This is a genomic window from Paenibacillus lautus (genome assembly GCF_050482385.1).
Lineage (GTDB): Bacteria > Bacillota > Bacilli > Paenibacillales > Paenibacillaceae > Paenibacillus_AQ > Paenibacillus_AQ lautus_B.
The window spans coordinates 258,732-276,737 of sequence record NZ_JBCNHV010000016.1 but is presented as its reverse complement, the minus strand read 5'-3'; the positions used below and the strand labels follow the sequence as shown (position 1 = coordinate 276,737).

Below are 18,006 nucleotides of genomic sequence, written 5' to 3'. Positions count from 1 at the left end.
ATGATTGCAATCGATAGAGTAAAAGATGTATCCATCTCACCATAGACAGAGGAGATATCCCCCATGCAAAAAGCGGAACAAATTCAGCTGGAATTCCGTTCGACAGGACACCTGCCTATCTTGAATGAATTCGAGCTTCCGGATGATCAAGTCCAATTTACCGCTCATCCGAAAGAAGCATTAAACCTAGTGGAAGGTCAGTTTCCCATCGTCATTTTAGCTGATGATCATCCTGTCGGCTTCTTTATTCTGCACGCCACGGAGCGCGTCAAGGAGTATACGAGCAATTCTCATGCCATGCTGCTTACTGCCTTATCCATTGACCATCGTCAGCAGCGTAAAGGGTATGCCAGAAGAGGGATGCTTGCGCTGCCATCGTTCATTCGAAGTAAGTTTCCTTCCTGCGATGAAGTGGTGTTGGTCGTGAACCATAAGAATGTTCCAGCTCAGCAGCTGTATGAACGGGTTGGTTTCGAAGATACGGGCAGGAGAAGGATCGGGCCTACCGGAGAACAATGGGTTATGAATATAACCATATAATTAACAATGCCGCAAAGACGCCTGGTCTTTGCGGCATTGCTTTATTTAACTTGGTTGACGCTCCGCCAGGCAGCTTCCAAACCTGAAGCAATATACTCCAGGATCGGTTTGCTGTAGAAATAACCGCTGTGGGACAAGGGATTCCAGCTGGTTAACCAGTTTCCCACATTAACGGATATATCGTTACGCACCGTGCGGTCATACACTTCATTTATACTTTTAAGGGGATAGGCAAGGATATCGTCTTTATCATAGAAATTGACCCATTCCCCCAGCAGCTGATCATGATAGTGCTTCAGCTGCCCGGAAGGGACGTCGATCGGTTTGTCAAAATCGCGGTACCGCATGCTCCACAAAGGTAAAGTGGTTCCCAGCGTATAGAATAAGGTCAGGAGTTCTCCGCGCTCCAGCGGTGCTTGAGGGTCAACGACCAGACGATGCCCACGGGAGGAGAATTGCAGATCATAGAAGAAATTGCTGGCGATTACAGATCCCAGGCTATGAGAGATCACGCATAATGGAGCCTCGGGACCGGCAGAGAGGGCAAGTCGGTGCAGCGCCTCACTGATCGTCCGATGAACGGCCTCATAGTTCTGATCTTCGGTTTCCACGGGCTGATAAGCCACGGCATCCGCCAGATTGTGGATCACGTACTGCCGAAGGTGCTGATAACGTAAACGGTAAGGTTTAATGCTGCTGCTGATTAACTCAGACTCGCGTGCCGCGAATACATCGGCCCAATGCACAGCCTCCATGGCCAGTTGCTCATGCGGAATACCGGAGGTTTGAGAGAAAGTCTCTCTTAATTTTTTCATGAATTTATCCGCATAGTCTTTCTTTTGTGTTCCCAATCCGTGTACAATGATCACTGCAATTTTTTGCTTCATCCAACTGCAGCTCCCTTCATCGGAAATGGAATGAATGGATATCTTTTACTCTTTATACGCGATTTATACTCGAATTGTAAATAGGTTATTACAGTACGGATGACACCGGTAAGGTCAGTAGCTCTTTAGAGTCATTCCGTTCATGGCCAAATTTGATTACAATGAAGGGATATCTAGTGGTAACATGATAGATAAAGAGGCGGGTACATTCATGTTCTAGATTGAAATAGGAGGAAAGGTATGTCCTATAAACAAATGAAATGGTTGATTCTGATCATTCCTACTTTGACGATTGGCATTTGGGAATATGTTCGGCATGAGTTCCTGCTGCCTTATATATCGATGGATCTTGGCAATCTGCTGGCGCCTGTTATCGTGTTCTTGGTTTCCATACTGTTTCTTACCCAGTTGTTTGCATTGATTGAACGAAACCAGGAGGAACTGAACCAATCCAGGGCATTGCAAGCCGCGATGCATGAACGGGAGAAGATTGGCCGGGAGCTTCATGACGGAATCGCCCAATCCTTGTTTTTGCTGAACGCGCAAATTGATCGGATTGAGAAATCGGGAGTAACTGGAGAAATTCCATACCAGGAAATTAAGGAAAGTGTCCACCGGACCAATGCCTACGTTAGAGAAGCCATTGCTAATCTCCGATATCCGGCAGATCCGCAGGCCATTCCGTGGATGCATAGCATGAACAGCTTAATTGAGGAAATCAAGCAGGAGACCAATCTGCATTTCGACGTTCAATGGGAAATCCCGGATGCCATGCTGTCCGCCAAAGAAAAGGTGGAACTGTTGGCTTCAATCAGGGAATCCTTGTTGAATATTCATAAGCATGCCGAAGCGAACCATGTGAAGATAACCGCGACAGCAGCGGATTCAAGCTGGCACTGCTCCGTCAGCGATGATGGCAAAGGTTTTGATTTGGACAAGCCGCTCGGCAGCAACCGGTATGGGATCAAAATCATGAAGGACCGGGCCGAGGCCATGGGCTGGAAGTTCATGGTGGAAAGACATAACAACAAAACGATCATCAGCATTCGGAAGGAGAATATCGCATGAACGAGCAGCCTTTTCGCGTGTTAATCATTGATGACAGCGATCTTGCGAGAGAAGGAATTCGCACCATTCTAAGCAGCGACCCGACCTTTGAGGTCGTGGCCGAAGGACAAAGCGGCGAGGAAGCGCTGGAGCTGACCGAAATATGGATGCCTGATATTATCCTGATGGATATTCAGATGCCTGGGATGGATGGATTGGAAGCGACCAAGCGAGTGAAGGACAAGTTTCCTTACGTTAAAATTGTCATGGTTACGGTATCCGACGATATCGCTCATTTGTTTGACGCCCTGAAACGTGGAGCGCAAGGCTATCTGCTGAAGAATCTGAATCCCGAATCATGGCACGAGTACCTCAAAGCCATTGCCGTGGACGAAGCACCGATGAGCAGGGAGCTTGCTTTCCGTATCCTGAAGGAGTTTTCGCAGCATGAGAAGCCGAATCCAAGCAATAGTCCATTAACAGTGCGGGAAAAAGAAATTTTGGGACTCGTAGCCGAGGGATTGTCCAACCGCGATATTTCGGTTGCCTTGTGTATATCCGAGAATACGGTCAAGAACCATCTGAAGAACATTTTACAAAAGCTCCATTTGGAAAATCGGGTACAACTGACCCGTTATGCTTTTGAACAAGGGTGGATGGGGAAGAGATAACGGTCAGGCCTGTGTCAATTAACCGATAAGGTCATATCAAAGCATGACTTTAAGCGAGCGAGAGAGACGTCCGGGGAGTGTACGCACGTGTTCATTTTTGTTTAACAAGGAATATGCCCAGCGCAATGATCCCGATGCCGGCCCAATTTTTCCATGTTGGAACTTCCTTCAGGAACAAGTAAGCCACTCCTAACGAAATCAGGATTTCGAGGCATTTGGAGAAGATCAGCGTATAACCTAACTGGTCGGTGGCTTTATATCCATAACGGATTCCGTATCCGATGCACATGTTGGCTATGAGAAACAGAGGAAGCATGAATAACTGAAACTGCAGCGTCGGCCAGAACAAATGCTGGATATGCTTGGTTTGGTACGAGAAGACAAGGTTGATGATCGACAGCCCGCCGAAGAGTAGACCGACACTGTAGATATAAAACATAATGCGCCTCCTGTAACGATGTCGTTGTAGTACGCCATTAATGTTTCCGCACGGAAACTTTTTTATCCAAGGACAATGCGACAGAATTTCTCTCGTGTTATATCAGGACAGCCTGGCATGGACGATTACATTTAAAAGTATTATTGAAAAAAGGATGACTCCCTTCCGTGCGGAGTCATCCTTTAAATAATTGTTGCGGAATTTCAACATTGGATCGTTGGCTTCGTTAGTTAGCTTGATGAAGTCTGCTGTACACACCGCCGGAATGTATCAATTCCTGGTGCGTTCCCTGCTCGGCAATACCATCGGAATTGACGACGATAATTCGGTCCGCGCTCTGAATGGTGGTCAGTCGGTGAGCAATCACCAGCGTTGTTCTACCGACGGACAGCTCAGCCAGGGACTTCTGGATTTGCGCTTCCGTCTCTGTGTCGAGTGCCGACGTGGCCTCGTCCAGGATCAGGATCGGTGGATTCTTAAGGAACATTCTCGCGATGGACAAGCGCTGCTTCTGACCGCCAGACAGCTTAACCCCGCGTTCCCCGATGACCGTTTCCATACCGTCCGGCAGGCTTCGGATCAGTTCATCCAGCGAAGCACGCCGTGCAGCTTCCCAGATTTGCTGGTCCGTTGCATGTAAGTCGCCATAAGCGATGTTGTCGCGGATCGTACCGGAGAACAGGAACACATCCTGCTGCACGATCCCGATATGCTTGCGGAGGTTTTGCAATTTGATATTCCGGATATCGATTCCATCCACCGTGATCTTGCCCTGATCCACATCATAGAAGCGTGGGAGAAGGCTGCAGATGGTTGTCTTTCCCGCACCGGACGGTCCGACAAACGCGACCGTTTCTCCAGCACGGATCGTGAGATGTATGTTATTCAGTATCGTCCGGGATGGTTCGTATCCGAAGGTAACGCCTTCAAAGCGGATATCTCCCCGCACGGAGGACAGGGATACGGCGTCAGACACATCGGCGATCTCCGGATCGGTATCCATAATCTCCAGGTAGCGTTTAAAGCCAGCAATGCCTTTGGGATAGCTCTCAATGACGGCATTGATCTTCTCGATCGGCCGGAAGAAGATGTTGGAGAGCAGCAGGAAGGCCATGAATTCACCCATTTCAATTTTGCCTTGAATGAAGAACCACGCGCCGCAGATCATGACGAATACCGTGATCAAACGCATCAGCATGTAGCTGATGGACGAGCTCTTTGCCATCGTTTTATAAGCCAGCAGTTTGGTGGCCCGGAATTGCTTGTTCTCTTCCTGAAACAGTTTATTCTCATGCTCTTCGTTCGCAAACGATTGGACCACACGGATACCGCCAACATTGTCTTCGATGCGGGCATTGAAATTCCCAACATTCCGGAACAGTTGACGATAGGTCGTGGTCATTCTGCTGCCGAACTTAATGATCAGCCATGCCATCAGCGGCACGATGATAAAGGTGAGCAGCGCTAGCTCCAGGTTGATGTAAGCCATTAAGGAGAAGGAACCGAGCAGTGTCATAACGGCGATGAACACATCTTCCGGTCCATGGTGGGCTACTTCTCCGACATCATTAAGATCATTCGTGATGCGCCCCATAAGATGTCCAGTTTTGTTGTTATCAAAGAAACGGAAGGATAACTTCTGAATGTGGGAGAACATTTTTTCCCGCATATCCGTCTCGATATTAATGCCGAGCATATGCCCCCAGTAAGTCACGATGTATTGCAGCGCGGTATTCAGCGCATAGATGGAGAGAAGGACGATGCAGGCAATCAGGATAAGCGGCCAATCCTGGCTTGGCAGCAGATCGTCAATGAATTTGCTGACGGCAAGCGGGAAAGCAAGCTCCAGCAGTCCAGCAATAACGGCACATGTAAAATCTAAAATAAACAATCCCTTGTACGGCCGATAGTACGAAAAAAACTTTCTGATCAAGAATTATCACACTCCAGGTTCTACCTCTGTCAGGGTTATTGGTTTAAGATTAGCTGACAGCCATTAGGGGCTGTCTTGCGATGGTTTCGTATCATACAGCTCAAAAGCCTGAATGTACTCCTGAATGATCTGGTCCACTGCTTTTAATTCTCCGCTGACCACTTCTCTGATGGCTTCAAAGTCCGGGTCATTGACTTGCTTCTTCAAGGTCTCTCGTTTCACAACCAAATTGTCCAGAAAAGAAAGCGCGCGTCCCCGGCGGAACGTCTGCGCCATCTTGCCGCCTTCCCTGCCGGCGTGGCCTTCATCACGCCGTCTTCCGTGTCTCCCGCCGTGCCGGTGGTTATCCCGGTCGCGAGGCTCCGACCGTTCTTGACTCGATGTATCCTGTTCCTCTTGGCGCATAATATCAACCTCCTCAACGATAACTAACGTATACGTTTGTATACCACTTAAAGTGATTGTATACATTTGTATACAGTTCGTCAATCTATTTTTCTTCATTAGATTGGAAAAATTGAGGAGATCAATGGAAGATATGCTATGATGATAATTAGCTGTCCCAGGATATTGTCATGGATGAATACGCACACCGGGATCAGAATGAACATGGGAAGGGAGCTGTACACAGTGAGTGAACATCATCATGAGTACTGGATGCGTCAAGCGATTGCAGAGGCCCATCGAAACGTTCAACATGTGGAGGGGGGGCCTTTTGGAGCGATTGTGGTGAAGGATGGTCAAGTGATTGGCAGGGGCCGGAATCTGGTTACCGCGCTGAACGACCCGACGGCTCATGCGGAGGTGCAAGCTATAAGGGAAGCATGTCTGCATCTGGAGGATTTCCAATTAAAAGGCTGTACGATTTATACCAGCTGCGAGCCTTGTCCGATGTGTCTGGGGGCCATCTACTGGTCCAGGCCCGATGCCGTTTATTATGCAAGCACGAAGAAGGACGCGGCTGAGATCGGATTCGATGATCATTTCATATACGATGAAATCGCGATGCCGATGGACCAGCGCTCCATCCCTATGAAGCAGGTTCAAACAGCGGATTATTTGCTGCCATTTCAAGCGTGGAGCTCCGCGGAGCGTAAAATCGAATACTAATAATAAAACCGGGCTCCCAACATGGGAAACCCGGTTTATTCTTATTTATGGATGGGGATGCCGAAATATGTATAGAGCGCTTCGGCATATTCCTGGGCATTGCCCGGTTTAAAGGTGTGGACGCCGCCGGCTTTGTAAATTCTGAATTCGTCATCATCCACGGTGTTTCTGCCTTCTGCCGTACGTATGGATACTCGAGCCGTTTTATTAAAGGGCGAATCGGTGGCATACTCGCACCAGAATGAAGTGGTGATGAAATCTCTCGGTAAGTTAGGTTCCTCCGTAAAGGAGAAGACAGGATCCCAGGCTTCTTTTTTCCACTCTTCCAGCATCCAGCCATACGCTTCGGTTTGAACGAGCCGGTAGGTCTCGTTCCCCTGGGTCTGCACAAGGCCATCAACCAATTCCAGAGGGTGGCGCGGCCCGGCTCCTCCGACGCCGACATCGGCAATATATCGCTGTTCTTCGATATCCACCTGCAGAATATGATGCCGACGCTTGGCAGGCGTATCGGTTTCATCCCGCCAGAAGCGTCCGAAATAATGAGTGACCTTAAATCCCAGCTCCTGCAGCAGCCAGCCAAATAGCGCATTGAGCTCGAAGCAGTAGCCGCCGCGATGCCGGGTTACGATTTTATCGTAAAGATCGGGGATATCCAGGGAAAGTGGAATTCGATCAAGGATATCGAGATTTTCATAGGGTACAGTATGCACATGCTGTTCCTGCAATCTGGCGAGCATATAAGCGCTGTTTACAATCGGGCCCGTGTATCCAATACGCTCAAGATATTGGTTTACGTCCAGGCCATGTATCGGGTTACTCATTCGATCACCGCATCTTTCGTCTTTGATCAGCTTGGTAGAAGTAAGCCGTGTATATAATTATATACTTTATATCATATATTTGGGCTTTCTAATAGAGAACAAGAAGGAGGCGGAAGAGGGATGATGCCAATGGATAGCATGGATAGTTTGTGGAATGACCGTAGGTTTATTGGGCTGGAATGGGAATGACCACTCAATTTTATCCGGGGAGTTAGTCCCATCGTATGAGGGTAAATTGGCTGCTGTTGAAACAGTCATTAAACAGGTGACTAAATCCCTATGTTGTCCAGCACAAAAAAAGGGTGTCCCTACCGCCGATCCTATTGGCGAGGGACACCCTTTCTTAAGGAGTATAGATCAACTCAATATTAACCGCAGGTGCAGTTCAGAACCGGTTTACGTGCCGCTGTGGTTTCGTCGAGTCGCTTCACGACCGTGGTATAAGGTGCACCTATGACAACCTCCGGTGTGGTTTCGGCTTCCTTGGCGATTTGAATCATCGTGTCGATGAAACCGTCTAGCGTTTCTTTGCTCTCCGTCTCGGTCGGCTCAATCATGATGCATTCCTCCACGTTGAGCGGGAAGTAGATGGTTGGCGGATGATAACCAAAATCAAGCAGCCGCTTGGCAACATCGAGGGTGCGCACGCCGTACTCCTTCAGTTTTTTGCCGGACAGCACGAATTCGTGCTTGCACAGCCCCGGGTAGGCTACTTCGTAGTATGGAGCCAGACGATGCATCATGTAGTTGGCATTCAGCACGGCGAGCTCCGAGACGCGGCGCAGTCCTTCCGGTCCATAGGTGCGAATATACGTGTAGGCGCGGACCAGGATGCCAAAGTTGCCATAGAACGCCTTCACGCGGCCGATTGACTGTGGACGGTCGTAATCCCAATAGAAGGTGCCGTCCTCGCGTTTGGACACGATCGGTTTGGGCAGGAACGGGATCAACAGGCTCTTCACGCCGACAGGGCCTGCACCGGGACCACCGCCGCCATGCGGCGTACTCATCGTTTTGTGCAGGTTGAGATGGACCACGTCGAAGCCCATGTCGCCTGGACGGGTGATGCCCATGATAGCGTTGGAATTGGCTCCATCATAGTACAGCAGGCCGCCGGCTTCGTGCACGATTTCCGCAATTTCCACGATCTGCTCTTCGAACAGACCCAATGTGCTAGGGTTCGTCAGCATTAAAGCCGCCGTATCGTCACCCACGACTGCGCGAAGGGCATCCAGATCCACCATGCCGCGCTCATTGGACTTAATTGTGATCGTGTCGTAACCGGCTACCGTTGCGCTGGCAGGGTTGGTGCCGTGCGAGGAGTCGGGAACAATCACCTTGGTGCGCTTCTCGCCACGGCTTTCATGGTAAGCACGGATCAGCATCAGTCCTGTCCATTCCCCATGCGCTCCCGCAGCCGGCTGCAGCGTTACTTGATCCATGCCGGTCAGTGCTGCGAGATCATTCTGCAGGGTATAGAGCAGCTCCAGAGCGCCTTGAATGCTTTCTTCGGGCTGGTACGGATGGATCTTGGCAAAGCCGGCAAAACGGGCAACATCCTCGTTGATCTTCGGGTTGTATTTCATCGTGCATGAGCCGAGCGGATAGAAGCCGTTATCGATGCCGAAATTACGCCGCGACAGCTCCGTATAGTGACGGATGACATCCACTTCATATACTTCCGGCAGTTCGGCCGGTTTGCTGCGAAGCAGGCTTTCCGGAATCAATGAAGCGGCGTCGGTCTCCGGAACGTCGCATTCAGGCAGGGAATAGGCGATACGGCCGGGCTTACTGAGTTCAAATATCAATGCTTTTTCCGGTTTCATACGATCGCCTCCAATTCACCAATAAATTGGTCGATTTCTTCCTTCGTCCGCCGTTCGGTCACGGCGATCAGCATGCATCCTTGAAGCTCTGGATAAGCTGCACCAAGATCGTAACCTCCGATATAACCTGCACCCAGAAGCTTCGAGTTGACCTCCTTCACGTTCGTTCCTTCAGGCAGCTTTACCACAAATTCATTAAAGAACGGCGAGCTGAACGGGAGGGAGAGGGAGCCTTTGGCGACAAGGTCGGCAGCGTAATGGGATGTGCGCGCATTCAGAAGCGCTACTTCCTGCATGCCTGCTTTACCTAGCGTGGACATATATACGGACGCGCACAACGCGAGCAGCGCCTGGTTAGAGCAGATGTTCGACGTTGCTTTTTCGCGGCGAATATGTTGTTCCCGTGCCTGCAGCGTCAGTACAAATCCGCGTTTGCCGTCCTGATCGACGGTTTGGCCCACGATACGACCGGGAATGCGGCGCATCAGCGGCTCGGATACGGCGAAGAATCCGCAGGTTGGTCCACCGAGAGAAGCTGGAATGCCAAGCGGCTGGGCATCGCCAACAACGATGTCAGCTCCGAGCACGCCAGGGGATTCCAATAAACCGAGGGACAGCGGGTTAACGCTCAGTACAAGCAGTGCTTTTTTCTCATGAACCAGCGGCTCGATTGATTTCACGTCTTCGATGCAGCCGAAGAAATTCGGTGATTGCAGCAGAACGGCGGCGGTATCATCCGTTATAGCAGCAGCGAGTGCATCCTGGTCGGTAACGCCATTGACGATGCCGACTTCCACGACGTCCAGATCGAGTCCGCGAGCCGAAGTCAGAACGATTTCACGGGCTTCGGGATGGACAGCACGCGAAATGACGATTTTCTTCCGTTTGGTTGCGCCGCTGGCGAGCGCCGCAGCCTCGGCAAGTGCCGTGGAACCGTCATACATGCTGGCATTGGCCACTTTCATGCCGGTCAGTTCACAGATATAGGATTGAAATTCAAAAATCGCTTGCAGCTCACCTTGGCTGATCTCGGGTTGGTATGGCGTATAGGCCGTGTAGAATTCAGAGCGGGAAATCACATGATTGAGCACGACCGGAATATGGTGGTCGTACAAACCAGCCCCCAGAAAGCTTGTATAACGGTCGAAATCGGCATTACGGTCCGATAGGCGGCGCATATGCTTCAAAAGTTCAGGCTCACCCAGCCGTTTTGACATGGGAAGGACGCCGTTGTAACGGACCGCTTGGGGAATATCGGCAAACAGATCTTCGATCGTTTCCGCGCCGACCGCAGCAAGCATATCGGCTTGATCCTGTTCCGTCATAGGCAAGTAACGATGCTTCATGTTAAGGCAGCTCCTCTTTTGTAGAATGGTGTCTTTACCACTTTGGCTTGTAACTTCTTACCGCGGATCTCGACCCATACCTCGGAATCGAGGCCCGTATATGGGGTTTCGATCAGGGCCAATCCGAGATTTCGCTTGAGTGAAGGGGATTGGGTGCCGCTGGTCACTTCACCGATTGGTTCTCCTTCATGGTTGTATACGGGATAGTGGGAGCGCGGAATTCCGCGCTCGATGAGTTCAATGCCGACGAGCTTACGTGGTACGCCGTCTTGCTTCTGCTGTTGAAGCGCTTCCCGACCGATGAAATCGCCGCTGTCCAGCTTCACGAAGAAACCGAGACTGGCTTCAAGCGGAGAAATCGTGCTCGAAAGCTCTTGCCCGTACAATGGCAGTTTCGCTTCGAAACGGAGTGTATCCCGTGCGCCGAGTCCGGTTGGAACAAGACCATGTGGTTCTCCGGCAGCTAATAGTTCTCTCCAAATTGCGGGGGCATCCCCAACGGAGCAATAGATTTCAAAGCCGTCTTCTCCGGTATAACCGGTGCGGGAGAGTAGGGCGGTACAGCCGCATACCTGTGCGTTCTGAATAAAATGGAAGGAAGGGAGTTCGCTTAGCGCCTCATTGGTTGCCTGTGACATGATGTTCACAGCGGCAGGTCCCTGAAGTGCAATTAGAGCCGTCTCAGCGGACACATTACGGATGGCGACATCACCTGCAAGATGATCTTGAAGCCACTGGAGGTCTTTGTCGATGTTGGATGCGTTTACAACCAGCATGAATCGATCTGCCGACAGTTTATACACAAGCAGGTCATCTACCGTACCGCCATTGTCGTAACACATTAACGTGTATTGGGCCTGGCCAATCGATATGCGGGTTACATCATTGGTGGTCATCTTCTGGATAAAAGCTTCAGCGTCTTGTCCGGTGACGATAAATTCACCCATATGGGAGACGTCGAACAGGCCGGCGTGCTTTCGTACGGCTTCATGCTCTTGCACAATGCCGGAAAATTGCACGGGCAGTTCCCAGCCGCCGAAGTCGATGCAGCGGGCAGAAGGAAATTCGGAATAAAGCGGGTAAAGCGGTGTACGTTGTAATGAACTCATCTCTTCACCTCTTCTAATTGGCATGATCAATCGGGGAAACACCAAAAAAGGACAGACAGAAGGATAACAAGCTGTGCTGAAAAAGCCCGCTCGTTGCGTAATCCTTCTGCTCTGTCCTTTGTACCTGAGAGTTACCCCACATGTCATGTAAGTATAATGTCAAGCGTGTGTGAGTTTCCCCGTGGGTGATTCTACATTCAGAATTCTCTCCAGAGGTGCGTCCGGTAAAGGTCCTTTTGCCTGAGAGATTCACCGTGTTACGGCTTACTCCTTCGGCGCTACCTGTCAATCCTGTCGGTAATCTCTCCCGCTACCATCATCCGCGTGAAAATTATTGAGTTGTCAGATCTTTCTACGTTCTTCTGATTATTATAAACGTGCCCCTCCATAAAGTGTCAACCTTTATTTCACCAAAATATTTTCATTCTTAAAATTTTTGTCAGATATCTTAACATCACTGCATCCCTGTTTTATTCTGTGGGAGAATAAGCCAACCGAATATGCGGATGATGATGGATGGGAGAGACCGCCACGCAAAGGTTCAAACCTTGGCGGCACCGAAGGAGCAAACCGTTATGCCTGCCAGGCTGACGAGTAATCTCTCAGGTAAACGAACCGCCATCTGACGCAGCTCTGGAGAGTGCGCAAGCCACCCAAGGGGAAAGGTCGAACCGAAAATAATGTGGGTCGATCATAAACTCTCAGGTACCGAGGACAGAGAGAAGGCGAATGCCTTTTTTCGCGTCCTTTTTTTCATTTATTCACCTTAATTTCATTTCTTTAAGAAAAGAGGAGTATCCGTAAATGAGTGAAATCAGAGAGAATTTGGTGTACAGCGACGATCATGAATGGGCGTTGAAGGTAGATGGAAATGTGGTGCGCGTCGGTATTTCTGATCATGCGCAATGCCAGCTGGGCGATATCGTATTCGTAGAACTACCCGAGGCGGGCGCTGTCGTTGCCGCAGGTGACAGCATCGGTACCATTGAGTCGGTCAAAACCGTATCGGAACTGTATTCCCCTGTATCCGGTACCATCACGAAAGTGAATACTTCCCTGGAAGATCAGCCGGAGCTTGTGAACGGAGAGCCGTACGAAGGTGGATGGATCATTGAGGTAGAGGTGGAAGGCGAGCTGGAGGAAGCACTCGGAAAACTTCTGACTGCGGATGCTTATCGGGCTAAAGTGGATTAAGTATTGAATCATAACATTGAATAATGAAACATAACGGCTGCTACTCGTAATAAGGTTTACGAGTAGCAGCCGTTTTAATTTTTGGCATTAATTCTTGGAACCTTGCAGGTTCGATATCAAGTGCTCGAAGCCACACGGCGCGCGATCCGGCGTGCTCGAAGCTCAGGCAGATTCACGATCAGAATCCCGCCGATGATGAGCATGCTGCCAATGATGGAATAGGAAGAAATTGCTTCGTCGTACAGAAATGCGCCCAGTCCCAACGCGATGATTGGAGAAACAAAGAGCCAGGTGGACGGGAAAAAGGCATTCGTTGCTTTTAGCAGCCAGGCATATAGACTATGGCCCAGCATCGAGCCAACCATCGTCAAATACAAGACAGATCCGATGGCTGGCAACGTTAGAATACCATTCCATTGTACCTGTTCACTGAACAGGGATAACAGCAATAGGGCTGCGCCACCGTACATCATCTGCACCGCATTGATCGTAATCGGTGAGACATTCGGCATGTCAAAGGACAATTTCCGGGTAGCCAGGGAGCCCACACTATAACCGATTTCGCCTATAAGAATTGCGATACAGCTCAGAATCCAGATGAGATCGCTCCCCATCGCTAGCTCGGGCATAATGAGCAAACATACCCCCGCAAAACCGACCGCGCACCCCCAATAATCACTGCGCCGGGCATTTTTCCGCATCACGACCGATTGGATCATCAGAATCATCATGGGGCCTGTTGCCGATAGGATGGCGGCGATCCCTGAGGACACATGCTGCTCGGCCCAATACAGCGTTGCAAACGTCAAGAATGTGCTGGTCATCCCGATTAGAAGGAATTCCTTTCGCAGGAGAAGGCTCGGTTTTGCCTTCCGCTGCAATATCATCCATAGGAAGATGAAGGCGCCCGCCAGAAGAAATCGAAGCCCCGCTGAGAGAAACGGCGGCAGTCCTGCTTCAACGCCAATCTTGATGGCGAGAAACGTTGTACTGAAAATGGCGCACATCAGCAAGTAGTTAAAAATAATCATGTAGCATCCTCCTTTTTCTATACTATAATAGGTAGTTAATAGAACAGATTGGCGATAGGTAGAACAGATATGTTTTAATGGGATCGGGGGAAGAACAGATGGAATTATCAACGCGGGACGACAAACATCAAGGGAAGCGAACATTGCAGCAGTCAGTCTATGACACCATTCTGGAAGGAATCGCTCAGGGAGAGTGGAAGGAGACTGACAAAATCCCGTCCGTGAGGGCGATGGCCGAGCGTTTGAACATTCATCGATTAACGGTTCTGAAGGCTTATCAGCAGCTTCTTGAGGACGGGATTGTGGAAGTGAAATATAAATCAGGATACTTCGTAGCGGGTAAGGCAGAAGACGCATTGGCGGAATCCCTTGCATCTAGCCCGCCTTGGGAGTATCAGGCCAGATCGCTGTACGTCAATCGCAGCCGCTTGTCCGACATTCACAGGCATCAGGTCGATTACCAGATGTCGGAAGCATTAATCGATCCCGCGCTGCTGCCGAATGCATTCTTGTCCAATCACGTGAAACAAGTGTTTGACATGTATCCGAAGGTATTAAGCACGTATTCTTCCGTGTCCGGAGATTTGGAGCTGCGTGAGGAAATGGCCCGGTATTTTATGGACAAACAAGGCATTACGGTCCATCCGGAAGAGCTGCTCATTACGACGGGATCCCAGCAAGCGATCGACCTGATCTCGCGTTCGCTCGTCAAAAGCGGAGACTCTGTATTGATCGAACGGCCGACGTATAGTCCGGCGATCGATGTTTTTGTGCAGCAAAATGTCAAGCTGCTTCCCATTGAGATTACGCCGGAAGGGTATGACCTTGAACGAATTGAAGGTTTTATGCGAGTGGAGAAACCGAAGCTGTTCTATATGAACCCAACGTTTCAGAATCCGACGGGATACACGGTTCCGATCGCACAGCGCAAGGCGCTGGTTGAACTGGCGGAGCGATATCAGTGCATTCTGGTGGAGGATGAGGTGTATCACGACATTTATTTTGGAGATCCGCCGCCGCTGCCCTTTTTTTATTACGATACCGAAGGCTATGTTATTCACATTCGCAGCTTCAGCAAATATGTGGCCCCCGGTTTGCGGATATCGGTGCTGGCTGCCCGTCCGGAGCTGATGAAGGTCATCCTTCCGATCAAGGCGCTGTCGGACAACGGGACGCCGCTGCTGACGCAAAAGATTTTCCAGCATTATTTCTTCTCGAGCAGACTTCAGGAGCATGTGGCCAAGCTGCGGATTGCGCTGGAGCTCCGTAAAGCGAGGATGGAGAAGCTGCTTGAGCCTACAGAATGGCGATGGAACAGCCCCGGCGGCGGCTTGAATTTGTGGATACAGCTGCCGGAAAACGTCAACGTGGATGTGTTATTACAGCAATGCCTGGCGGAATCAGTAGCGTTTGTGCCGGGGCGTATCTGCGACCCGCTGGATCAGATGGAATCGTGGATCAGGCTGAGTTATTCGTATATCAGCGAGATTCAGCTGGAAGAAGGGATACGTCGTCTCATCGAGATATCGGAGCGGGTGTGTTAAATGTACAATCGCAGCCTATGTTTGGAAATTCGTTGAAGTACAATCAGAGCAGCCCACCTCTAGGGAGGGGCTGTTTTTTTGCTGGAGATAGGAGATGCAGGCGCGAAATCCAATCGAACGGATAGATGAGCTTTTCATGAAGGAAGTTTGAAGCTGGATTCGTATTCCATTTTGCAGGGTAATTACATTTCGGGTTCGCAAGCGGATCTATTACCCAATGTAACTTCGTCAGACACTCATCTACTACCTACATACTAGGAGGTTCCGACAAATGGACAATTCAAACGCCAATTCGAATGCTAACAGCAGCTACAACAAGACGAGCAAGGACCAACAGCTGGAACAATTCACGGTAGACAATGACGCTAAGGAATTGACAACCAATCAGGGACTTAAGGTCTCTGAGGATGAACATTCGCTTAAAGCAGGCGAGCGCGGTCCGACCTTGATGGAGGACTTCCATTTCAGAGAGAAGATGACGCATTTCGACCATGAGCGGATTCCGGAACGGATCGTGCATGCCCGCGGTTTTGGGGCTCACGGTTATTTTCAGTTATATGAATCCATGAAAGATTATACAAAAGCCAAATTTCTGCAGGACCCTTCCGTCGTCACCCCGGTGTTTGTCCGGTTTTCCACGGTTGCGGGCTCCAGGGGATCTGCCGACACCGTCAGGGACGTACGCGGTTTCGCAACCAAGTTTTATACGGAAGAAGGGAACTATGATCTGGTTGGCAACAACATGCCGGTCTTTTTCATACAGGATGCCATGAAGTTTCCCGATTTCATTCATGCTGTCAAGCCTGAGCCACATAACGAGATTCCGCAGGCGCAATCCGCCCATGATACGTTCTGGGATTTTGTCGCTAACAATTCGGAAAGCGCGCACATGATCATGTGGGCGATGTCCGACCGCTCGCTTCCGCGAAGCTTCCGAATGATGGAGGGCTTCGGCGTCCATACCTTCCGTTTCGTGAACGAAGAAGGAAAGGCGCATTTCGTGAAGTTTCACTGGAAGCCCGTGCTCGGCACGCATTCCCTCGTATGGGATGAAACGCAGAAGCTGGCAGGCAAGGATCCCGACTTTAACCGCCGCGATCTGTGGGATGCGATCGAATCAGGGAATTATCCGGAATTTGAGTTTGGCGTTCAAATGATTCGGGAGGATGAGGAATTCAATTTTGGTTTTGATATCCTTGATCCGACCAAGATTTGGCCCGAAGAACGCATTCCCGTCAAAATCATCGGTAAGATGACACTCAATCGCAATACGGATAATTTCTTTGCGGAGACGGAACAGATTGCATTCCATCCGGGACATGTTGTACCGGGAATCGATTTTACCAACGATCCGCTTCTGCAAGGCCGCTTGTTCTCGTATACTGACACCCAGCTTTCACGGCTCGGCGGACCCAATTTCCACGAAATTCCGATCAATCGACCGATCGCACCGGTTCATAACAACCAGCGTGACGGGATGCACCGCATGACCATCAATAAGGGACCAGTCAGCTATCATAAGAACGGTATTGCCGGTAACACGCCGAAGCCGGTTCCGGTGGAGCGCGGCGGTTACGAGCATTACACCGAGAAGGTGGAAGGGCGTAAGGTGCAGGCACGAAGTGACAGCTTTAAGGATCATTTCAGCCAAGCAGCCCTGTTCTGGAACAGTATGTCTGAGGTCGAGAAGCAGCATATCGTAGCCGCATTCCAGTTCGAGCTTGGTAAAGTGCAGCGAAAGGAAATTCGTCAGCAAGTCGTCGACCTGTTTGCGAACGTTGATAGCGAACTTGCCACCCGGATATCGGAGGGCATTGGAACCATGCCTCCGCAAACCAGAGGCTCCGCTTCCAGCGAGTCTTCTCCGGCACTGAGCATGATGAATACCGTGAAGCTCCCGTTAACCCGTAAAGTGGCGGTACTGGCAGGCAACGGATTCACGGATGAACTACCGTTTGTGCTTGCGCAGCTCCAACAAGCGGGCATCATCACCGAAGTGGTTAGCGCGAAGCTCGGCGTAATTCAAGGTAAAGCCGGCGGGGAATTGGAAGTGAACCATTCGCTGCTGGGGGCGGATTCAGTCTTGTTCGATGCGGTGCTTGTCGCAGGCGGCGCGTTAAGTGTATCCGAGCTCTTGGCAGAGCAGAAAGTGCTGGATTTCGTCAAGGAAGCGTATCAGCATTTCAAACCGATCGCAGCCATCGCCGAAGGGGCTAATTTGCTTCCTTCGTCCAGCGGCGAAGGAATCGTGGTTGCTCAGGAGAATGAGGATCTGAAGCCGTTTGGCGAAGCCTTCATTGAGGCGATCGGGGCGCATCGCCATTGGTCGCGCACGATCTAAGAATGGATTGCCCTTGAATTAATAAATGGATTGCGCTATAATCCCCCTTAATCACTGGCTAAAAAAGGTGAAGGGGATACTAATATGATAAACATTAAATTCAATCAACTTCATCATCACAAGCAGCGTTAGCACGCCTGTCATTCTACAGGGTGGGCTAACGC

At 50.2% G+C, this 18,006-nt stretch carries 16 protein-coding genes and 3 riboswitches; of the genes, 7 read left to right on the top strand and 9 right to left on the bottom strand.

The genetic code is table 11. The features are described 5' to 3' along the window. Positions 1 to 63 precede the first annotated feature (63 nt). Positions 64 to 540, top strand: coding sequence for a GNAT family N-acetyltransferase (locus tag ABEW73_RS21480; protein WP_430167621.1), 477 nt, complete (start codon positions 64 to 66; stop codon positions 538 to 540). A 41-nt stretch (positions 541 to 581) separates the two neighbouring features. Here the strand turns inward: ABEW73_RS21480 and ABEW73_RS21475 are convergent, their stop codons facing one another. Further along, the gene (locus ABEW73_RS21475) at positions 582 to 1,427 is read right to left on the bottom strand and encodes a chemotaxis protein (RefSeq protein ID WP_430167624.1); all 846 of its coding nucleotides are present in this window, start codon (positions 1,425 to 1,427) and stop codon (positions 582 to 584) included. Between the two features lie 240 nt (positions 1,428 to 1,667). On the opposite strand from ABEW73_RS21475, the gene ABEW73_RS21470 reads away from it, so the two are divergent. Next, positions 1,668 to 2,495 (top strand): sensor histidine kinase, encoded by an 828-nt coding sequence (locus ABEW73_RS21470; RefSeq protein WP_430167626.1) that lies wholly within the window; start codon positions 1,668 to 1,670, stop codon positions 2,493 to 2,495. Next, a complete protein-coding gene (locus tag ABEW73_RS21465; RefSeq protein ID WP_430167628.1) occupies positions 2,492 to 3,145 on the top strand; it encodes a response regulator in 654 nt (217 codons plus the stop codon). Before ABEW73_RS21470 ends, ABEW73_RS21465 begins: the two co-directional genes overlap by 4 nt. Before the next feature lie 91 nt (positions 3,146 to 3,236). Here the strand turns inward: ABEW73_RS21465 and ABEW73_RS21460 are convergent, their stop codons facing one another. From ABEW73_RS21460 to ABEW73_RS21450, 3 genes are all read right to left on the bottom strand, one after another. Beyond that, positions 3,237 to 3,584 carry a hypothetical protein gene (locus tag ABEW73_RS21460; RefSeq protein WP_071218526.1) on the bottom strand — a complete coding sequence of 116 codons (348 nt, stop codon included), beginning with the start codon at positions 3,582 to 3,584 and terminating at the stop codon, positions 3,237 to 3,239. 226 nt (positions 3,585 to 3,810) lie between these two features. After that, positions 3,811 to 5,517: an ABC transporter ATP-binding protein gene (locus ABEW73_RS21455; RefSeq protein WP_430167630.1), complete on the bottom strand. Its 1,707-nt coding sequence runs from the start codon at positions 5,515 to 5,517 to the stop codon at positions 3,811 to 3,813. A gap of 63 nt (positions 5,518 to 5,580) precedes the next feature. Further along, entirely contained in the window at positions 5,581 to 5,922 is a 342-nt protein-coding gene (locus ABEW73_RS21450; protein ID WP_430167633.1) for a hypothetical protein, read from the bottom strand. 225 nt (positions 5,923 to 6,147) lie between these two features. Here ABEW73_RS21450 and ABEW73_RS21445 point away from each other — a divergent pair, with 225 nt between their 5' ends. Further along, positions 6,148 to 6,627, top strand: a complete 480-nt coding sequence (locus ABEW73_RS21445) for a nucleoside deaminase (RefSeq protein ID WP_430206396.1) — start codon at positions 6,148 to 6,150, stop codon at positions 6,625 to 6,627. A gap of 41 nt (positions 6,628 to 6,668) precedes the next feature. On the opposite strand, the gene ABEW73_RS21440 is transcribed toward ABEW73_RS21445, so the two are convergent. From ABEW73_RS21440 to gcvT, 4 genes are all read right to left on the bottom strand, one after another. Continuing rightward, the gene (locus ABEW73_RS21440; protein WP_430167635.1) at positions 6,669 to 7,451 is read right to left on the bottom strand and encodes an arylamine N-acetyltransferase family protein; all 783 of its coding nucleotides are present in this window, start codon (positions 7,449 to 7,451) and stop codon (positions 6,669 to 6,671) included. 368 nt (positions 7,452 to 7,819) lie between these two features. After that, positions 7,820 to 9,277, bottom strand: a complete 1,458-nt coding sequence (gene gcvPB / locus ABEW73_RS21435) for an aminomethyl-transferring glycine dehydrogenase subunit GcvPB (protein ID WP_430167638.1) — start codon at positions 9,275 to 9,277, stop codon at positions 7,820 to 7,822. Then, complete coding sequence (gene gcvPA, locus ABEW73_RS21430; protein ID WP_430167641.1) at positions 9,274 to 10,623, bottom strand: aminomethyl-transferring glycine dehydrogenase subunit GcvPA; 1,350 nt, start codon at positions 10,621 to 10,623, stop codon at positions 9,274 to 9,276. Before gcvPA ends, gcvPB begins: the two co-directional genes overlap by 4 nt. Beyond that, positions 10,620 to 11,732, bottom strand: a complete 1,113-nt coding sequence (gene gcvT, locus ABEW73_RS21425; protein ID WP_430167644.1) for a glycine cleavage system aminomethyltransferase GcvT — start codon at positions 11,730 to 11,732, stop codon at positions 10,620 to 10,622. Before gcvT ends, gcvPA begins: the two co-directional genes overlap by 4 nt. Before the next feature lie 109 nt (positions 11,733 to 11,841). After that, positions 11,842 to 11,947: riboswitch (glycine riboswitch) on the bottom strand. A 3-nt stretch (positions 11,948 to 11,950) separates the two neighbouring features. After that, a riboswitch (glycine riboswitch) is annotated at positions 11,951 to 12,052 on the bottom strand. A gap of 186 nt (positions 12,053 to 12,238) precedes the next feature. Next, positions 12,239 to 12,360, top strand: a riboswitch (glycine riboswitch). A gap of 176 nt (positions 12,361 to 12,536) precedes the next feature. Here gcvT and gcvH point away from each other — a divergent pair. Then, positions 12,537 to 12,926 (top strand): glycine cleavage system protein GcvH, encoded by a 390-nt coding sequence (gcvH, locus tag ABEW73_RS21420; protein ID WP_430167646.1) that lies wholly within the window; start codon positions 12,537 to 12,539, stop codon positions 12,924 to 12,926. A gap of 116 nt (positions 12,927 to 13,042) precedes the next feature. Here gcvH and ABEW73_RS21415 read toward each other — a convergent pair whose 3' ends face one another. Continuing rightward, on the bottom strand, positions 13,043 to 13,957 hold the full coding sequence (locus ABEW73_RS21415) for a DMT family transporter (protein ID WP_098746033.1): 915 nt from the start codon (positions 13,955 to 13,957) through the stop codon (positions 13,043 to 13,045). A gap of 98 nt (positions 13,958 to 14,055) precedes the next feature. On the opposite strand from ABEW73_RS21415, the gene ABEW73_RS21410 reads away from it, so the two are divergent. Continuing rightward, entirely contained in the window at positions 14,056 to 15,501 is a 1,446-nt protein-coding gene (locus tag ABEW73_RS21410) for a PLP-dependent aminotransferase family protein (RefSeq protein WP_430167649.1), read from the top strand. Between the two features lie 271 nt (positions 15,502 to 15,772). Then, complete coding sequence (locus ABEW73_RS21405) at positions 15,773 to 17,842, top strand: catalase (RefSeq protein WP_430167651.1); 2,070 nt, start codon at positions 15,773 to 15,775, stop codon at positions 17,840 to 17,842. Positions 17,843 to 18,006: the final 164 nt, after the last annotated feature.

What these genes read in the sequence shown, in the direction of transcription:
- ABEW73_RS21440 (WP_430167635.1), bottom strand. Translation starts at nt 7,451, where the DNA reads ATGAGTAACCCGATACATGGCCTGGACGTAAACCAATATCTTGAGCGT.
- ABEW73_RS21450 (WP_430167633.1), bottom strand. Translation starts at nt 5,922, where the DNA reads ATGCGCCAAGAGGAACAGGATACATCGAGTCAAGAACGGTCGGAGCCT.
- ABEW73_RS21475 (WP_430167624.1), bottom strand. Translation starts at nt 1,427, where the DNA reads ATGAAGCAAAAAATTGCAGTGATCATTGTACACGGATTGGGAACACAA.
- ABEW73_RS21405 (WP_430167651.1), top strand. Translation starts at nt 15,773, where the DNA reads ATGGACAATTCAAACGCCAATTCGAATGCTAACAGCAGCTACAACAAG.
- ABEW73_RS21415 (WP_098746033.1), bottom strand. Translation starts at nt 13,957, where the DNA reads ATGATTATTTTTAACTACTTGCTGATGTGCGCCATTTTCAGTACAACG.
- gcvT (WP_430167644.1), bottom strand. Translation starts at nt 11,732, where the DNA reads ATGAGTTCATTACAACGTACACCGCTTTACCCGCTTTATTCCGAATTT.
- gcvPB (WP_430167638.1), bottom strand. Translation starts at nt 9,277, where the DNA reads ATGAAACCGGAAAAAGCATTGATATTTGAACTCAGTAAGCCCGGCCGT.
- gcvH (WP_430167646.1), top strand. Translation starts at nt 12,537, where the DNA reads ATGAGTGAAATCAGAGAGAATTTGGTGTACAGCGACGATCATGAATGG.
- gcvPA (WP_430167641.1), bottom strand. Translation starts at nt 10,623, where the DNA reads ATGAAGCATCGTTACTTGCCTATGACGGAACAGGATCAAGCCGATATG.
- ABEW73_RS21460 (WP_071218526.1), bottom strand. Translation starts at nt 3,584, where the DNA reads ATGTTTTATATCTACAGTGTCGGTCTACTCTTCGGCGGGCTGTCGATC.
- ABEW73_RS21465 (WP_430167628.1), top strand. Translation starts at nt 2,492, where the DNA reads ATGAACGAGCAGCCTTTTCGCGTGTTAATCATTGATGACAGCGATCTT.
- ABEW73_RS21470 (WP_430167626.1), top strand. Translation starts at nt 1,668, where the DNA reads ATGTCCTATAAACAAATGAAATGGTTGATTCTGATCATTCCTACTTTG.
- ABEW73_RS21410 (WP_430167649.1), top strand. Translation starts at nt 14,056, where the DNA reads ATGGAATTATCAACGCGGGACGACAAACATCAAGGGAAGCGAACATTG.
- ABEW73_RS21480 (WP_430167621.1), top strand. Translation starts at nt 64, where the DNA reads ATGCAAAAAGCGGAACAAATTCAGCTGGAATTCCGTTCGACAGGACAC.